A 16982-nucleotide genomic window follows, 5' to 3' on the forward strand; every position below is an offset into this window, starting at 1 on the left:
CCGCCTTCCCTCATCCGCGCCTGCGGGATTGCAACCGGGCGGCTCTCATGCCAAGTGTGCGCTTGCATTGCGAGCGGTCCCGGATATCACGATGCCCGATACGATAGCCCAGACCGAATTGTCCCTCGCCGACACGCCGCGCAGCGACGCAGCGGACGGGCTGGTCTGGGCGGTCTCCTGCCTTCCCGGACAGCGGCCGGTCCAGCTTTCGCCCCAGCAGGTGGCCGAACACCTGGCCAGCCTCCCCCCCTGTGCCGACGACGCCGGCACGCCACCCGCTCCCGCCGACGAACGGCCGCCCGGCTGGGTCTGGCTGCATTACGACGTGGTCCATTCCGCCAGCCGGGCGCGGGTCGAGGCGATCGCCTGCCTGCCGGAGGAAGCCCGGGCCACGCTCGCCGGCACCGACAGGGGCACGAGGCTGGAGGCCGACGGCGAGATCGTCTACGGCGCGCTTCCCGGCTTCGATGACGGCATGACCGACGACGATACCAGCGTGTCGGCCTGGCGCTTCGCGGTGCTGCCCGACCTGCTGGTCACCACCCGCCGCCACCCCGTCCCGGCCCTAGGGGCCGCCTTTCGCCGGCTGCAACGCGACGAGGTGCCGCGCACCCCGGCCGAGATCGTGGACCGCACGCTGCTGGAATTCGCCGACAGCGTGCGGCGGAACATCGCGATGCTCGACGACCAGCTCGACCGCGCCGAAGACCTGCTGCTGACGCTCGACCAGCATACCGAACTCGGCCGCATCACCGGCCTGATCGGCAAGGTCCGGCGCCGCTCGACCGAATTGCGGCGCGTGATCTCGCCGGTCGACCGGATCTTCCATAACGAGGACCTGGAACTGCCGGAATGGGCCGAGGACGATATCCGCGACCGCTCGCAACGCCAGATCCACGCGGCGCTCGACGACCTGATGGCCTTGCAGGATCGCGCCCGATCGTTACAGGATGAAGTGGCCTCGGGCCAGGCCGAGGAAACCAACCGGCGCCTGTACACGGTGTCGGTCCTGACGACCCTGATGCTGCCGGCGACGTTCGTGACCGGGTTCTTCGGCATGAATACCGGCGGCATGTTCCTGGCCAGCGGCCCGCTGGGCACGGTGGAGGCCGGCGGCGTCTGTTTCCTGTTCATGGTCATCGCCTGGCTGCTGCTGAAATTCACCAGACTGCTCTGATCGCCCCCGCCGCCGGGCGCATCGGGTCACAGATAGAACCGATTCAAGCGTAAGGACTCACGCCATGGACAGCCAAGCCGAAAACCCGACTCACGCCGGGGACATGGACGGCTTCCCCGTCGCCGCGAAATCGCTGCTCTCCGAACGCCGGCTGCACACGCTCAAGCAGGGCGACATGTTCGGCGTCTTCGACCAGACCGGCGACATTCTGTACGGCGACGGCATAGCGGACGGGCTGTATTTCCACGACACGCGCTATCTGTCTGGCCTGTCGATGACCTTGCAGGGCAACCGGCCGATCCTGCTGTCCTCGACGGTGCGCGAGAACAACGTGATGCTGTCGGTCGACCTGACCAACACGGATATCGACGGCCCCGAAGGCACGCGCATGAACCACGACCTGCTGCATGTGCGCCGGTCCCGCTTCCTGTGGAACCGCGTCTGCTACGAGCGCGTCGAAATCCGCAATTTCGACGTCGAGCCCCATACCGCCCTTCTCGATATCCGCTTCCTGGCCGATTTCGCCGATCTGTTCGAGGCCAGGGGCTCGACCCGCCCCCGGCGCGGCACGATACGCGCGCCGCAAATCGAGGATTCCGAGGTCACGCTGTCCTATGACGGGCTGGACGACCGGCGCCGCACCACCCTGCTGCGCTTCTGGCCGCCGCCGGCCGAACTGACGGCCCGCCACGCCGCCTTCCGCTTCGAGCTGCCGCCGGGGCACCGGGTGCTGATGCATTACGAGATCGAGTGCGATCCCACCGAGCAGCACGACACCCAGCCCAACCGGCGCTTCCTGCGCGGCGCGGTCGAGGCCAGGCGAGCGCTGCGCCTGGCCTCGTCCCGGGCGGCGGCGATCGCGACCTCCAACGAGATCTTCAACGAGGCCATCCGCCGCTGCGTCTGCGACATCTACATGCTGCTGACGGACAAGAAGACCGGCCCCTACCCCTATGCCGGCGTGCCCTGGTACAGCACCGCCTTCGGCCGCGACGCGCTGATCACCGCCATGCTGACCCTGTGGCTGGACCCGGAGATCGCGCGCGGCGTGCTCAACTACCTGGCCCGCCACCAGGCCCGCACCGAGGACCCCGCCGCCGACGCCGAGCCGGGCAAGATCCTGCACGAGGTCCGCCACGGCGAAATGGCCGAGCTGGGCGAGGTCCCGTTCCGCCATTATTACGGCTCGATCGATTCCACGCCGCTGTTCGTCATGCTGGCGGGCCAGTATCTGGACCGCACCGGCGACGTGGCGCTGATGACCACGATCTGGCCGAACATCGAACGCGCGGTCGAATGGATCGACCGCTATGGCGACCGCGACGGCGACGGATTCGTCGAATATGGCCGCCGCAACTCCGACGGGCTGATCAACCAGGGCTGGAAGGACAGTTTCGACAGCATCTTCCACGCCGACGGCACGCTGGCCGAGGGGCCGATCGCGCTGTGCGAGGTCCAGGCCTATGTCTACGCCGCCCGCCGCGCCGCCGCGACCATCGGCCGCCGCCTGGGCAAGACCGCCTATGCCGACCGGCAGGACCATCAGGCCGAGGCCCTGCGCGTCGCCTTCAACGCCCATTTCTGGGTCGAGGAGCTGGGCACCTACGCCCTGGCGCTGGACGGCGACAAGAGGCCCTGCCGCGTCCGCTCGTCGAACGCGGGCCACATCCTGCTGACCGACATCGCGACGTCGGACCGCGTCCCCCGCCTGGTGGCGGGGCTGATGCACCGTTCCTCCTTCTCGGGCTGGGGCATCCGCACGATCCCCGAGGGCGAGGCCCGCTATAATCCGATGGCCTATCACAACGGCTCGGTCTGGCCGCACGACAATGCCCTGATCGGGCTCGGCCTGGCCCGCCACGGCTATCGCGACGAGGCCGAACGCCTGTTCCGCGGCATGTTCGACGCCGCGTTCTATACCGACCTGCGGCGCCTGCCCGAACTGTTCTGCGGCTTCACCCGCAACCGCGCCGAAGGCCCGGTGCGCTATCCGGTCGCCTGCTCGCCGCAGGCCTGGGCGGCGGCGACGCTGCCCGCGCTCATCCAGTCCACCCTGGGGCTCACGTTCGACCCGGCGGCCGTGGCGGTGCATTTCCAGCGCCCGCGCCTGCCCGAATTTCTCGATGAAATGACGCTGTACAACCTGGAGGTCGGCGGCGAGAAGGTCACGGTGCGCCTGGTCCGCGTGGATGAGGAAGTGGCGATCAACGTCGTGCGGCGCACCCAGACGATCCAGGTCCGGATCACCAATTGAGATCGGCCCGGCACGCGCGATCATATTGCGCGGAAGTACGTCATTCTGTAAGGATTTAGCCTGGATTCCTCCTTTCAGACCTGAACCTCCGCACAGGACCGGGATGCGATCACGATGCCGACGGCCGTTCCGACGCGCAAAAAGGATGCGGGCCCCTATTTTCGCCATAATCGGCACCGAATTTCTGGCTTTGCCCTGGGATGACCGCCCGATGACCCGACCGAAGCAGGCCCGCTCCACCCGTCCGTCCCGGCGCATGGCGGAGCCTGCCGACGACCAGCCCCGATCGGCACGCACCGGGGTCGCCCTGCGCGTCGCCGGCGCGGTCGGCCTGTCCGGCCTGCTGGCCGCCTGCGCCACCAGCCCCGGCCGGCAGGTCCCGGTGATGCAGGAAGCCGCGGAATACCGCGCCCACGCCAAATCCTACTACGCCCCGCCCGGGCCGCCCGACGATCCGTGGGGCCCTTATATCATGGAGGCCTCCCGACGCTTCGACGTGCCCGATACCTGGATCCGTTCGGTCATGCAGCGCGAATCCGGCGGCCAGCTCTACCGCAACGGGCAGTTCGTCACCTCCGCCCCCGGGGCGATGGGCCTGATGCAGCTCATGCCGCCGACCTATGACGAGATAAAGGCCCAATACGGGCTGGGCGACGATCCGTTCAATCCGCACGACAACATCATGGCCGGCACCGCCTATATCCGGCAGATGTACGATATCTACGGCTCCCCCGGCTTCCTGGCCGCGTACAATACCGGGCCGGGCCGGCTCGACGATTTCCTGCTGCACAACCGCTCGCTGCCGCGCGAGACGCGCAATTACGTCGCCGCGATCGGGCCGCAGATCGCCGGCATCACCCCCAATGTCCGCTCGCAGGCCGACCTGATGGTCGAGGCCCATGACGTGGCGCGCGGCCGCGTCTATGCCTCCGCGCAGACCTCCAGCCAGACCCGCTCGGTCCGTTCGGCCTGGGCCCACCGCATCGACCATCAGGATAATGACAGCCAGCCGATCCAGGTCGCCGAGGCCCCGGCCGATTCCGGCCCCGCCCCGGCGCCCGCCTATACGGCATGGAAAAACGTCGCCCCCGCCGGCCAGGGCACCTCGGCCGACGCGGTCCGCGCCGCCTGGGCCTCCCGCGTCCCGTCCGCTCCGGCCCCTTCTGCCGTGGCTCCTTCCACCGCGCTCCCCTCCGCTCCGGTCGCCATCGCCTCCGCGTCTCCGCCGCCGGTCGCCGCCCCGTCCCACCGCCCGGCCGCTCGCGGCTTCCAGTTCGTCCCCCCGGCAATGGCCGAGCCCGCGCCGCTGCTGCGGCGCGGCAGCCTGGCGCCCGCCCAGCATGACTGGGCGATCCAGGTCGGCGCCTTCGGCTCGGCCTCGCAGGCCACGCAGGCGGCGGGCCATGCGCGCAGCCGCGCCGCCGGCGTGCTGGGCGCCGCTCGCCCGCAGGTCGCCGGCGTCCACGCGCCGCACGGCATGCTCTATCGCGCGCGGCTGACCGGCCTGTCGCACGACGCGGCGGTCGAAGCCTGCCATCGCCTGTCGACGGGCGCGGACAATTGCGTCATCATTTCCCCTGACTCGCGGTCCTGATCGCGCGCCTCCGGTCGAAAGGTACGCCCATGCTCCGCTCCGATATCCTCCGCTGCGCCACCAGGCTGGGCATGGCGCTGCCCGTGGCGATGGCCCTGTCCTACATGGCGGTCACGTCGCTCTCGCCCGCGCGGGCGGCCCTGCCTCTGGGCAGCACCGCGCCGCTGTTCGACGCCCCCGCCAGCCTGGGCGGCAAGCAGTTCCGCTTCTCGCTGGCCGAGGCCCTGAAAAAGGGTCCGGTGGTGCTGTATTTCTACCCGGCGGCCTTCACGCGCGGCTGCACGATCGAGGCCCATGATTTCGCCGACGCGATGGACCAGTTCCAGGCGCTGGGCGCCACGGTCATCGGCGTATCGATGGACGATATCGCAAAGCTCGACCGCTTCTCGGTCAGCGAATGCCGCAGCCGCTTTCCCGTGGCGTCGGACCCGGCCGGCAAGATCGCCAGTTCCTACGATTCCAAGATGCCGCTGCTGCATTACGCCAACCGCACGTCATACGTGATCGCGCCGAACGGCCATATCCTCTACGCCTATAGCGCCATGGCCCCCGAGGGCCATATCAGCGGCACGCTGGCTGCCCTGCGCGCCTGGAAATCGGTCGCGAAACCCGCCCAACCCTAAGCACAGCACCAGCCGGGCGCTCAGGAAACCGACTTCGCCCGGCCCATCACCGCCAGGCACCGGTCCCGCACGGCGCGCAATCCGCCCTCACGCACCTGCCGCAACGCAGCCCGGGTGCGCCGGACATAGCCTTTCATGTCCGGCACCTCGTCATGCATGAACGGGCGGGCACAAACCCGCGCCGGATCCAGCGCCGGCGTCCCGGGGTCCAGCAGCGGCAGCACAAGGCGCGGGTTCAGCGGCAGCGCCAGGGCCAGCGCCGCCGAAACCGCCGGCCCGCTATCGGCATCCAGTCCCGGCGCCATCGCCGGCACCAGCGCCAGCCACGCCGGGTCCGCCGCCGCGATCCCGTCGGTCACGGTATCGAACATATCGTTGTCGGCCAGCGCCCCCAGCGCCGGCCCCGCCCCATCCGCCCGGATCGACGCCGCGACGCTGCCGGGCGTTGGCGCGCCCTGCCCCGCCGGTTGACCTGCCGGCGCAGCCCAGGCCGGCGACAGCGCGAACAGCGACGACAGAACAAGGCAAGGAAGCAATCCGCATTGTCTCATCACATGATCATGAGCGAAACGGGCTTCCTTGCAAAGCGAACGTTGGCGCGCGCGGTACGCGCGACCCCGGCCACGAGCACCGGAGCCAATCACCCAAGCCAGCGCCAGATACCAGCCGGCCACCCGGCCAGCGGACTATGCGCCCAGGTCGCCGCCAGCCAGACGACAGTGCCGCCAAGGACGGCATGGGGGCCGAACCCGCCGAACCGCGCGCGCCCCTGCGCGATGGCGAGGAACGGCAGGGCGCTGGTACGCGCCTGCCATGCCGGCCAGCCGAGCGGGTCCAGCAGCATTTTCTTCCGATCCTGCATGGCCGTCCCCACCAGCGAGAGGAAGATGATGGCACCGCACAGAATGAAGTTCTTGGTGATCGGCCACACCATGATGTGGCACCCGCCCCAGATCGCGAAGGACCACAGCATGGGGTGCCGGGTGACGCCGTAGACGCCGCGCGCCGGCGTCATCGCCACCTGCACGCGGGCGCCGGGCAGCGCCGGGTTCCCGATCAGCGAGCCCATGAGCAGGATGGAGGCAACCAGCATCGCCACGGTGGCAAGCCCCCACAGGCCGTCCCCCACCGCCCACGCCGGTTCGGTGGCCGGCGCGGCGCTGTACGCCCAGGCCAGGGCACCGAGCGTAACGACGGCCACGAGCGAATAGAGGCCAGCGAACGCCTTCTCGCCGAGCACCGAAACCAGCGGGCGCCGCAGCGGATGCGACAGGGCCAAATGTGTCCCGACGAATGCGACCGCGGCCGCCAGCACCATTCCCGCGCCATCGATCATCCATGCTCTCCCGTCAGCCGGTTCTCAAACGCCGCGGCGTTCACGTCATGCCTTCGCCCGGCGCGGAATCCACCACCACCAGCGCATCCCCCGCGACCGGCGAGGGCGTCCGGTCGCGCGGCAGCAACGCCCGGAAGCGGCCGTCATAACTGGCCGCCTGTTCATATTGCGCGTCGAGCAATCCATGCCGGTCCATGAACCGGTTCAGCGCCGCCGGAATGCGCACGCACCCTTCCGATGCCGGATGCCCCAGCCGCGCCTCCAGGAAATCCGGATCGGTCGCGTGAATCTCCAGGCGGATCTGCCCCTGCTCCCGATCGGCCCGCCAGCCCTTCACCGCCCATTGCCAGCCCATGTCCCACACCCGCATGCCGCGCGCGCCCAACCCGCGAATCCCATGCTCGTTGCGCGTGCCCTCGGCCCGATAGCCCAGCCGATCGGGCGAATTGATGAACACGCCGGTCGGCGTCAGATAATAATATTTCCGCCCCGCCTGCCCGGTCGAAACACGGGTGCCGCCCAACGCCACCCAGGCATCGTCGTCCGGCAGCGCCAGCACGAAGCAGACCCGCTGCACATGCGGATTGCGATCCACCACCATCAATATCTGCGCCCGGTCGATCGTGACATTGGCCCGCGCCAATTGCGCCCGCGCCAGCGCCACCCACCGCTCGGCATCCTTGGGCGACGCCGTCTGAAAATGCGGAATCTCGTGTCGCATGGCCTCCAGCAGATGCCGCGCCTCCCCCCTGGCGGCCGCGTCGTCGAGCGCCGGCAGGGGCGGAATATCGATCGCCGGGCTCTCCGGCTCCGCAGGTCCCGCCGGGGGCGGGGCCACGACCGGCGGCGTCGCGGCCTCGGGCAGCAAAGGCATCGGGTCGGCAAAAGCGGCATCGGCCGCCGGCAACAGGAAAAGGAACGCCAGGAAACCGGCCCCCAACCGTGGAACCGTCACCGGAAAAACTGTCCGCATGCTTCCCCTCTCCGTCCGGGCCGCCGCGTCAGCCCAACCGCACCCGGTCTAGACGCCCGGAAAGCCCCGCCGTTCCCACACCGGCCCCACGGAACGACGCGCATCATATCATGTCCACCGCCCGTCGAACATGCGCCCTCCTCTACCCTGCTCTCAGGGACTCCGCCGGCGGATTGGCCGCCGCCCTCACCGTCTGCCCAAGCACGGTCAGCAACGCGATCAGCGCGGCACCTCCAGCCGCGATCACGAACGGCCACGGCGTCAGCGCGATCCGCTGGTCGAACCCCGACAGCCACCGGCTCATGAACAGCCACGCCACCGGCCACGCAATCAGGTTCGCGATCAACACCGGCCGGAGAAACTCGCCCACCAGCAGCGCCAGGATCTGCCGGCGACCGGCTCCGAGCACCTTACGCACGCCGATTTCGTGCTGGCGGCGCGACACGTTGAACGATGACAGGCCGAACAAGCCCAGACACGCAATGCCGATCGCCACAGCGGAACCGATGCCAAACAGCGCGCCGTAACTCCAGTCCGCGCGGAAATCGACGGCGAAGATGTCGGTCACCTCCCGAGCCGAGAACGGAACATCCGGCGCAATACGCGCCCAGGCGGAGCGCAGCCGCGCCATCTCCTCGGCCCGGGACGCGCCCTCATAGCGAATGATCGCCGCCACATAGTCGAATGACCCCGACCGCCCGAAATACAACAGTGGGCTCATCGGATCATGCGCATCGCCAAACCGGATATCGTCGATCACTCCGATGATGCGATCGTTGTGCGCGGTGTCATCCGCCCGCAATTCCTGTCCCACCGCAGCCTCTGGCGACGCAAAGCCGAACCGTTCCGCCGTCAGGCGCGAGATGACGATGCTGGTGCCCGCCCCCTCCTGCTCCGAACCGGCATGATAATCATTGCCCTGATGCTCGTCGAACAGACGCCCCGCCACCAGTTTCGCGCCGATCGTCTCGAAATATCCCGGCGCGGCGCGGCCCCATCGTACCGAGATCCGCCTGTCGCTGCCGGGGCGACGCCAAAGGTTGCTGTCGATGGTGTGGTGGGGGTACATGTCCGATCGTGTCGCACTCCGCACCCCCGGCACATCGGCCAACCGGCGCACGATCTCCGCCTGCCGCGCCGTCAGACTGGAATCGGCCAGTGCATCGATGACGATCACGCCGTCCTTGGCGATCCCACGGTCCATCACCCGGACAAACGCCGCCTGATCGGTCATTACAAGAGTGCAGACCGCCAGCACGATCGCAAACCCGAACTGCAACACCACCAGCGCGCTGCGCAGCATGCTCTCGACCCGTCCGCCCGCCGGCATCCGGCTGGCGGCCAGCACGGCGGCCGGACGAAACGACGACAGGACCAGCGCGGGATAGATCCCGGCCACGATCCCCACGATCAGAACGATCAGCACCGACACCGGCAGCACATAGGTCCAGTCGAAGGCGATATTCCATCCACCCAGCATGTTGACCCATCGCAACGAAAGCTCGGTCAACGCCAGCCCCACCAAGACCGCCATTGCAACCAGCGCCACGGCATCGCCCATGAAGCGCCCGATCAACGCCCGCCGGGTCGCCCCCAGCACCTTGCGCATCGCAACCTCACGCGCCCGCAATGCCGCCCGCGCGGTGGCCAGATTGACGTAATTCACGATCGCGGTCGCCAATGCCGCCAGCCCGACCAACCCCAGAATATCGATCAGCCGGCGGCTGACGCCCCCTTCGCCGATGGCTGCATTATGGAAATGCACGGCGTGCAACGGCACCAGCGTCAATCCGCCATCGCCATAGACGAAACGGATCAGGCTTTCCGTCCAACCGGCAGGATGCCGATACGGAAATCCGCGCAATCCGGCGGCGATACGCGGCACCGCCCTGGGATCGTCGATCCGCACCCACACATGGCCCCACTGGCTGCCCCAGTTGTGAAACGGCAGTTTTTCCAGCCATGCACTGGGAAAGACCATGATAATCCCGAAATCACTGGTCGCGTTGGGCGGCGGATCGGCGACGATGGCCGAGACGATTTCATCCTCGCCGCTATTATCGATCCGCATCCGCCGGCCGATCGCATGGATGGTGCCGAAATATTTCCGCGCCATCGTCGCCGACAGCACGACCTTGCCAGGGCCATCGAGCGCCGTCGCCTTGTTGCCCTCCAGCATCGGCAGGTCGAAGACGGACATGAAATTCCGATCGGTCAGCGTCACCATATCCTGCTCCAGTACCGGCCCCGCTCGAACCGGCATCGGAGTCTCGATAATACGCAGCACCTGATTGATTTCCGGAAAATCCTGCTTCATGAACGGAACCGGCACGAAGCTGATCCAGGAATTCTCATAGGGCGCCCGCCCCGCCGGGCGCAGATCATCATCGACCTGATAGATATGCGACGCACCGGGCAGGTAACTGTCGTACTCGTATTCGTATCGCACGATCAGCATCATCGTCAGAAAGACGGCGACCCCCAGCCCCAACCCCAGCAGGTTGAGCGCGCCATAGAGCCCACGCCGGGGCAGAATCCCGAAACCGGATGCAAACATCGCCAGCCCTCCCGCACCCGCCATTTCTACCAGCCCGCCCGGTCAAGGGCGGCGATCGGCGCCTGAAGCGGCTCCCACCCGCGCGTCCGCGCGCGCTGCAACATGGTCGCGCTGTCGTAGTGCTGAATGCCCGGCAGCAGGTCGCGCGCCTGCAACCGCCCGATCGAGGCCAGCAATTTCGCCTCCGCCACGATCGTGTCGTGGCGGCTGGTCGCCAGGTCCACCTGCGCCGCCCGCAAGTTCTGGTCGGCATACAGCACGTCGGTCGTGCTGCGCAGCCCATAGCCATATTCGACCTGGTAGCCCTTCAGCGTCGTCTCGCCCGACCGCACCTCCGCCTGGCTGGCCGCGATCGCCTGCTGGCCGTTCTCGACGGCCCGCCAGTTGGTCACCACATCCTGCAACGCCGCGCGGCGCGCCTGTTCCAGCTTCTGGCGCGCCTGCTCGTCCTTGTCGCGCGCCTGGCGGATCTGCGAATTGTACAGGTCGCCGTTATAAAGCGGCTGGACCAGCGACACCGTGCCGCCGATCTCCTCCGCATATTCATGCCCGCGAAACGGCGAGGCCGGCCCGACGGTGCCGAACAGCCCCTGCGCCTGGATCTGCGGCCCCCATTGCGAGCGCGCGGTATCGATATCCGCCTCGGTCGCCGATTTCACCTCGCGCATCTGCGCCAGTTGCGGATTGGCGGCCACCGCCTCCCTCACGGCGAGTTCGATCGAGGGCGGCAGGCCGGGCAGCCCGTCGGGCATGGCCAGTTGCCCCGGCTCGACCCCGATGACGGCCCGGAAATTCGCCTCAGACGCCGCCAGCGTGGCCCGCACCTGCGCCAGCGAGACCTCGGCCGAGCGCCGCCGCGTCTCCGCCTGCTCCACGTCGGTACGCGTCACCTGCTCGCCCGGCGCGCCCCCCAGCGTGTAGCGCGAGGTAATCAGCCGCACCTGCCGGGTCAGCATCTCCAGGTCCGCCTGCCGCACGTCCCGCACATAGCGGTCGCGCAGCACATCCATGTAGGCGCTGATGGCACTGGTGAAGACCTGCGATTCCGTCAGGCGCAGGGTCTCCCCCTCGGCCCGCGACCGCGCATCCGCCGCCCGCACCTGATTGGCGACATGCCCGAAGGAATAAAGCGTCTGCTTGGCCGAGACATATCCTTCCGCATAATTCGACGTGAAGGTCCCCAGCGCGAAGGCGCTGGTATAGGGCCCCTGCTGGTAATTCGCATCCATGTTGACCGACACGGTCGGCCGCCAGCCACTGCGCGCCTGCGCCGAATTCTCGGTCACGGCGCGCTGGTTCGCCTGCTCGCCCAGCAATGTCGGATTGCCGCGATAGACCATCGCCAGCGATTCCTGAAGCGTCTGCCCGACGGCAGGCGACATGGCCGCGCAGCAAAGTCCAAGCGCCGCGAAAAAAACACGCATGGCGATCACTCCGCCCGCAAGGCGCGCGCCGGCTCGGCGCGCGCCAGATGAAAGGTCTGTCCAAGGACGGTGAGAATGGCGATGGCGAAGGCCCCCGCCACCGCGATCAGGAAATGCGCCGGCGTCAGCGCGATGCGCTCGTCGAACCCGGCCAGCCAGCGCCGCATGAGCATCCAGGCGACCGGACAGGCCAGCACGCAGGCCAGCGCCACGGGCCGGAGAAAATCCGCCAGCAGCAGCACGACGACCTGCCGCCCGGTCGCCCCCAGCGTCTTGCGGATGCCCACCTCATGCATCCGCCGCGCGGCCGCGAACGCCGCCAGCCCATACAGCCCCAGGCAGGCAATCAGCAGCGCCGCCGCCGCCCCCAGCGTGAAGATCCGCCCACGCCGCTCGTCGCCGGTGTAGTAGGCCGCCATCTTCACATCGACGGCCGAAAATTCGCCGGCCGCGTCGGGCAGGACGCCCACCCATGCCCGGTTCAGCCGCCGCGCCATCTCCGACGGCACCACACCCTCGAACCGCACGGCCGGGATAGGCTCCATGAGGGGCCGCTTCGCAAGCGTGTCGAAGAACATGATTTCGGGATAGATGGCCTGGCGCGGCGATTCAAAACGCACATCGTCGATCACGCCGATGATCCGGGCATGCAGCCCGTCCGTATCGAGACCCTTGCCGATCGCCGCGTCCGGCGAGGCGAAGCCGAAACGGGAAACCGCCACCCGGTTGAGAATCGCGCTCACCGTATGGCTCGCCTGCTCCGCCGGCAGCGGCAGGTCGTCCTGCCCGCGCGCCGCGTCGAACCACCGCCCGGCCAGCAGGCGCGGCCGATAAACGTCGAAATAGCGGGTGCTCACAGTGTCCTGCAACAGATGCACCCGCACCGGCCCGGCCGGCCCATCATAGCGATAGGTCGAGCGGGTCTTGTTGTCCGGGCTCGGCGCCAGTTCGCCGAAACTCGCGGCCGCCACCCCCGGCACCGTCCGCAGCGCATCCAGCAGCCGGCGCTGGGCGGCCAGGTCGCCGCCCGGCATCGCGGAGCCGATCAGCAGCCCGGCGCGCGTGTAACCCGGATCGGCCGAGCGCATGAAGGCCGTCTGGTGATTGATCACCAGCATGCAGATCACGATCGTCACCGCGATGCCGAACTGCCCGGCCACCAGCCCGTCGCGCAGCCGCGCCGCCCCCCGACCGCCCGACGGCATCCGCGTGGCGGCCAGCACGGCGGCCGGCCGATAGCCCGACAGCACCATGGCGGGATAAACCCCGCTGGCAAACCCGCAGACGATGACGATCAGCGGCAGCAGCCCGCCGACCAGCCCATAGCGGACGGCCAGCGCCTCCCCGGTCAGGCTGGCCAGCGCGGGCACCAGCATTTCGCACAGGACCAGGCCCAGCACGCCCGCACAGGCCGCCAGCAGCATCGCCTCGCCCATGAACTGGACGAACAGCACCCGCCGCGCGGCACCCAGCGTCTTGCGGATCGCCACCTCGCGAGCCCGCAACCCCGCCCGCGCGGTCGCGAGGTTGACCGCATTGGCACAGGCCAGCGCCAGCGCCAGCACGCCCATCAGCCCGATCCCGTCGATGACGGCACGGTCCACCCCGTCATCGGCGTACAGGACATGGAAATCACGAAACCGCGCCTCGCGCAGCGGCATCAGCGACAGCCCGAACACCTTTTCGGGATGCTGGCCAATCGCATTGGCATCATTGTCCGCGCCCGCGGCATGGCGGATGACGAAATCGCGCATCCGCGCATTCAGCGCGGCGATATCGCCCGGCCGGCGCAGCTTCAGATACACGCTGCCGCAATCGCTCCCCCAGGAAACAAAGCAGGAAAAGCCAAGCTCCGACGACGGGATGGGCGCCAGCAACTCGACCCCGGACAGGAAATCCGGCGTCGTCCGGCTGGCCAGCACGCCGGTCACCACATGGTTCACCGTCACCCCGCCGCGATTGAGCGGCACGACCCGCCCCATCACATCCGTCGTGCCGAACAGCCGGATGGCCGCACGGTCCGACAGCACCAGCCCGTCAGGCTGCGCCAGCGCCCGGTCCGCCACGCCATGCAGCAGCTTCAACCCGAAGACGCGAAAGAAGGACGGATCGGTCTGATAGGAGTCGAGCGCGACGAAGGCCCCGTCCCGCACCACGCGCAACCCGGTCCCCCTCAGCCGGACGGCCGCCTCGATTTCCGGAAAATCCTGGAGCATGAAAGGCAGGGCATGAAAGCTGCTCGACGCGTACTCGCCAGGCGCCACGCCGGGCAGGGTCCAGTGTGCGTCGACGCGCGCCAGCCGGTCGCCATCCGGCAACCCGGCGTTGAAGCCGTATTCGTAGCGCACCAGCAGCGCCAGCGTCAGGAACACGCCGATCCCCAGCGCCAGCCCGAAGACATTGAGCCCGACATAGAGCGGATGCCGCCGAATCTGGCGCACGACGCTTTTCAGGATGGTAGCAAGCACGCAATGCCTCCCCAGGCCGCCACAGGGCGAAAGGCCACCCTCCCCGCCAGGGCGGGAAGCACGACCGGAATGAAAATGGATGCCGTCATGTCGCCTACTGCGCCCGCAGCGCCCGCGCCGGCTCGGCGCGCGCGACACGCAGCGTCTGCCCCAGCACCGTCAGCGTCGCGATCAGCAACGCCCCCGCGACCGCGATCAGGAAATGCAGCGGGGTCAGCGGCACGCGCTGTTCGAAGCCCGAGAGCCACGCCCGCATCACGACCCACGCCACCGGGCAGGCCAGCACGCAGGCCAACGCCACCGGCCGCAGGAAATCGCGCAGCAGCAGGCTGACGATCTGCCGGCCCGACGCCCCCAGCGTCTTGCGGATGCCGATCTCATGCACCCGCCGGATCGCCGAGAACGCCGCCAGGCTGTACAGCCCCATGCAGGCGATCAGCAGCGCCACCACCGCGCCGACGGTAAAGATATGCCCCCGCCGCTCGTCGCCCACGAACAGTTCGGCCATCCGCTCGTCTGCCGGCTGGAAGTTGCTGGCGAGTTCCGGCCGGACGGAGCCCCAGGCCCGGTCGAGGCGCCGCGCCATCTCCGCCGGCGCCACACCCTCAAAGCGCACGGCCGGGATAGGGTCGACGAACGGCACCCGGGCCAACGTGTCGAAGAAGATGATCTCCGGCGCCACCTCCTCCCGTGGCGAGACGAAGCGCATGTCCTCCACCACACCGATGATCCGCGCTCTCAACCCATCCGCCGTCAGGACCTGGCCGATCGCCTGCCGGGGCGTGGCGAAGCCCAACGTCACCGTCGTCCTGGCATTGACGACGACATTGAAACTGCCCCTGCTCTTCAGAAGATCGTCGGCATCCGGCCCCTCGTCCTGCCCCCGTCCGGGGTCGAACCAGCGCCCCGCCAGCAGGCGCGGCCGATAGACCTCGAAATAACCGGGCCCGACCCGGTCGAACAGCATCTGGATTGAAACCGGGCCGTTCGGCCCGGCATATTTGTAATCCGAGCGCGACATCGAATGGGGCGCCGGCTCCAGTTCGCCAAACCCGACGGCGGCAACGCCCGGCACCGCCCGCAGGGTATCGAGCATCCCGCGCTGCTGCCCCAGGTCCCCACCGAGCACCTGCTGGCCGATCAGCAGGCCGGATTTGCTGTATCCCCGGTCGGCATCGCGCATGAACGCGGTCTGCCGGTCGATCACCAGCGTGCAGATGACGATGGCGATCGCGATCGCGAACTGCCCCGCGACCAGGGCATTGCGCAGCCGCGCGGCACCCCGCCCGCCCGAGGGCATGCGCGCCGCCGCCAGCACGGCCGCGGGCCGATAACCGGACAGGATCGTGGCCGGATGAAACCCGCTGGCCAGGCCGGCCACCACGACCACCACCGGCAGCACCGCCAGCACGAACCCGTATGAAACCGTCACCCCTTCCCCGGTCAGGCTCGCGATCTCGGGCGTCAGGATCTCGCACAGCACCAGGCCGACAATCCCCGCGACGGCGGTGACGACCAGCGCCTCGCCCATGAACTGGACGAACAGCACCCGGCGCGTGGCACCCAGCGTCTTGCGCACCGCGACCTCCCGCGCCCGCAGCCCGGCCCGCGCGGTGGCCAGATTGACCGTATTGGCACAGGCCAGCACCAGCGCCAGGAATCCGACCAGCCCGATCGCATCGACCACATTGCGGTCCACGCCGTCATCGCTGTCCACCACGCCCACATCGTAAAAATTCAGGCGACGCAGCGGCACCAGCCGCATGTCATAGATCTTCTCCGGATGCGGGCCGAGGGCGACGCGATCGTCGTCGGCGCCCGAGGCGTGGCGGATGACGAAATCACGCAGCCGCGCGCGCATGGCACCGATATCCTCCGGCGTCCTCAGACGCAGGACGAGCGCGCCGCACGCCGATCCCCAATACAGAAAGCACGATCGCGTCCGCGCTTCCTCGCCGGGAATGGGCACGATCATCTCGGCACGGGCAAGCAGATTCGGCCCACGGACGGGCGCCATGACACCGGTCACGACATGAACCGACCGCACCCCCGCCTCGTTGAGTTCGACGCGCCGGCCCAGGATATCGCGTGTCCCGAATGCCTTCATCGCGGCCGCTTCCGACAGCACCAGCCCGTCCGGCCGCACCAGCGCATCATCCGCCACCCCGCGCGACAAGGCGATTCCGAAGACATGAAAGAACGACGGATCCGCTTCATAACCATCGAATTTCGTAAACGCGCCCTCCCGCCCGGTACGGAATGTCGACGGCATGAACCGCACGGCATCCTCGATTTCCGGAAAATCCTGCCGCAGAAAAGGCAGGGGGAGAAAGCTGGCATGCGCTTCCTCCATCGGCACGATTCCGGACAGCGTCCAATTCGCGTCCACCCGCACCAGCCGTTCGACGCCCGGCACCCCGGCATCGAAACTGGATTCATACCGCACCAGCAGCGCCAGGGTCAGGAACACGCCGATCCCCAGCGCCAGGCCGAACAGGTCGAGCCCGACATAGACAGGATGACGCCGTGCCTGCCGCACCGCGCCGCGCAGGATGGTGGTCAGCATGGTCCCCGTT

Annotated in this window: 11 protein-coding genes; 4 read left to right on the forward strand and 7 right to left on the reverse strand. The window is 68.4% G+C overall.

The features are described 5' to 3' along the window. The first annotated feature begins 91 nt into the window (after positions 1-91). The 4 genes from HLH48_RS14690 to HLH48_RS14705 all read left to right on the forward strand — a co-directional run bounded on the left by HLH48_RS14690 (position 92) and on the right by HLH48_RS14705 (position 5648). On the forward strand, positions 92-1177 hold the full coding sequence (locus tag HLH48_RS14690) for a CorA family divalent cation transporter (protein ID WP_182998245.1): 1086 nt from the start codon (positions 92-94) through the stop codon (positions 1175-1177). A gap of 64 nt (positions 1178-1241) precedes the next feature. Then, positions 1242-3431: an amylo-alpha-1,6-glucosidase gene (locus HLH48_RS14695; RefSeq protein WP_182998246.1), complete on the forward strand. Its 2190-nt coding sequence runs from the start codon at positions 1242-1244 to the stop codon at positions 3429-3431. A 256-nt stretch (positions 3432-3687) separates the two neighbouring features. Further along, the gene (locus tag HLH48_RS14700) at positions 3688-5025 is read left to right on the forward strand and encodes a lytic transglycosylase domain-containing protein (RefSeq protein ID WP_246387369.1); all 1338 of its coding nucleotides are present in this window, start codon (positions 3688-3690) and stop codon (positions 5023-5025) included. Positions 5026-5054: 29 nt separating this feature from the next. Continuing rightward, complete coding sequence (locus tag HLH48_RS14705; protein ID WP_182998248.1) at positions 5055-5648, forward strand: peroxiredoxin; 594 nt, start codon at positions 5055-5057, stop codon at positions 5646-5648. A 20-nt stretch (positions 5649-5668) separates the two neighbouring features. On the opposite strand, the gene HLH48_RS14710 is transcribed toward HLH48_RS14705, so the two are convergent. The 7 genes from HLH48_RS14710 to HLH48_RS14740 form a co-directional block, all read right to left on the reverse strand. Further along, entirely contained in the window at positions 5669-6184 is a 516-nt protein-coding gene (locus HLH48_RS14710; protein ID WP_246387364.1) for a hypothetical protein, read from the reverse strand. A 104-nt stretch (positions 6185-6288) separates the two neighbouring features. Further along, positions 6289-6984, reverse strand: a complete 696-nt coding sequence (locus HLH48_RS14715; RefSeq protein ID WP_220795141.1) for an NnrU family protein — start codon at positions 6982-6984, stop codon at positions 6289-6291. 40 nt (positions 6985-7024) lie between these two features. Beyond that, the gene (locus HLH48_RS14720) at positions 7025-7957 is read right to left on the reverse strand and encodes a L,D-transpeptidase (RefSeq protein ID WP_246387365.1); all 933 of its coding nucleotides are present in this window, start codon (positions 7955-7957) and stop codon (positions 7025-7027) included. 142 nt (positions 7958-8099) lie between these two features. Next, on the reverse strand, positions 8100-10514 hold the full coding sequence (locus HLH48_RS14725; protein ID WP_182998249.1) for an ABC transporter permease: 2415 nt from the start codon (positions 10512-10514) through the stop codon (positions 8100-8102). A 26-nt stretch (positions 10515-10540) separates the two neighbouring features. Next, a complete protein-coding gene (locus tag HLH48_RS14730; RefSeq protein WP_182998250.1) occupies positions 10541-11938 on the reverse strand; it encodes a TolC family outer membrane protein in 1398 nt (465 codons plus the stop codon). Positions 11939-11943: 5 nt separating this feature from the next. Then, positions 11944-14406, reverse strand: a complete 2463-nt coding sequence (locus HLH48_RS14735; protein WP_182998251.1) for an ABC transporter permease — start codon at positions 14404-14406, stop codon at positions 11944-11946. A 94-nt stretch (positions 14407-14500) separates the two neighbouring features. Beyond that, complete coding sequence (locus tag HLH48_RS14740) at positions 14501-16972, reverse strand: ABC transporter permease (RefSeq protein WP_182998252.1); 2472 nt, start codon at positions 16970-16972, stop codon at positions 14501-14503. Positions 16973-16982 lie beyond the last annotated feature (10 nt).

Origin of the sequence: Gluconacetobacter sacchari (assembly GCF_014174255.1) — a bacterium.
Taxonomy (GTDB): Bacteria; Pseudomonadota; Alphaproteobacteria; order Acetobacterales; family Acetobacteraceae; genus Gluconacetobacter; species Gluconacetobacter sacchari.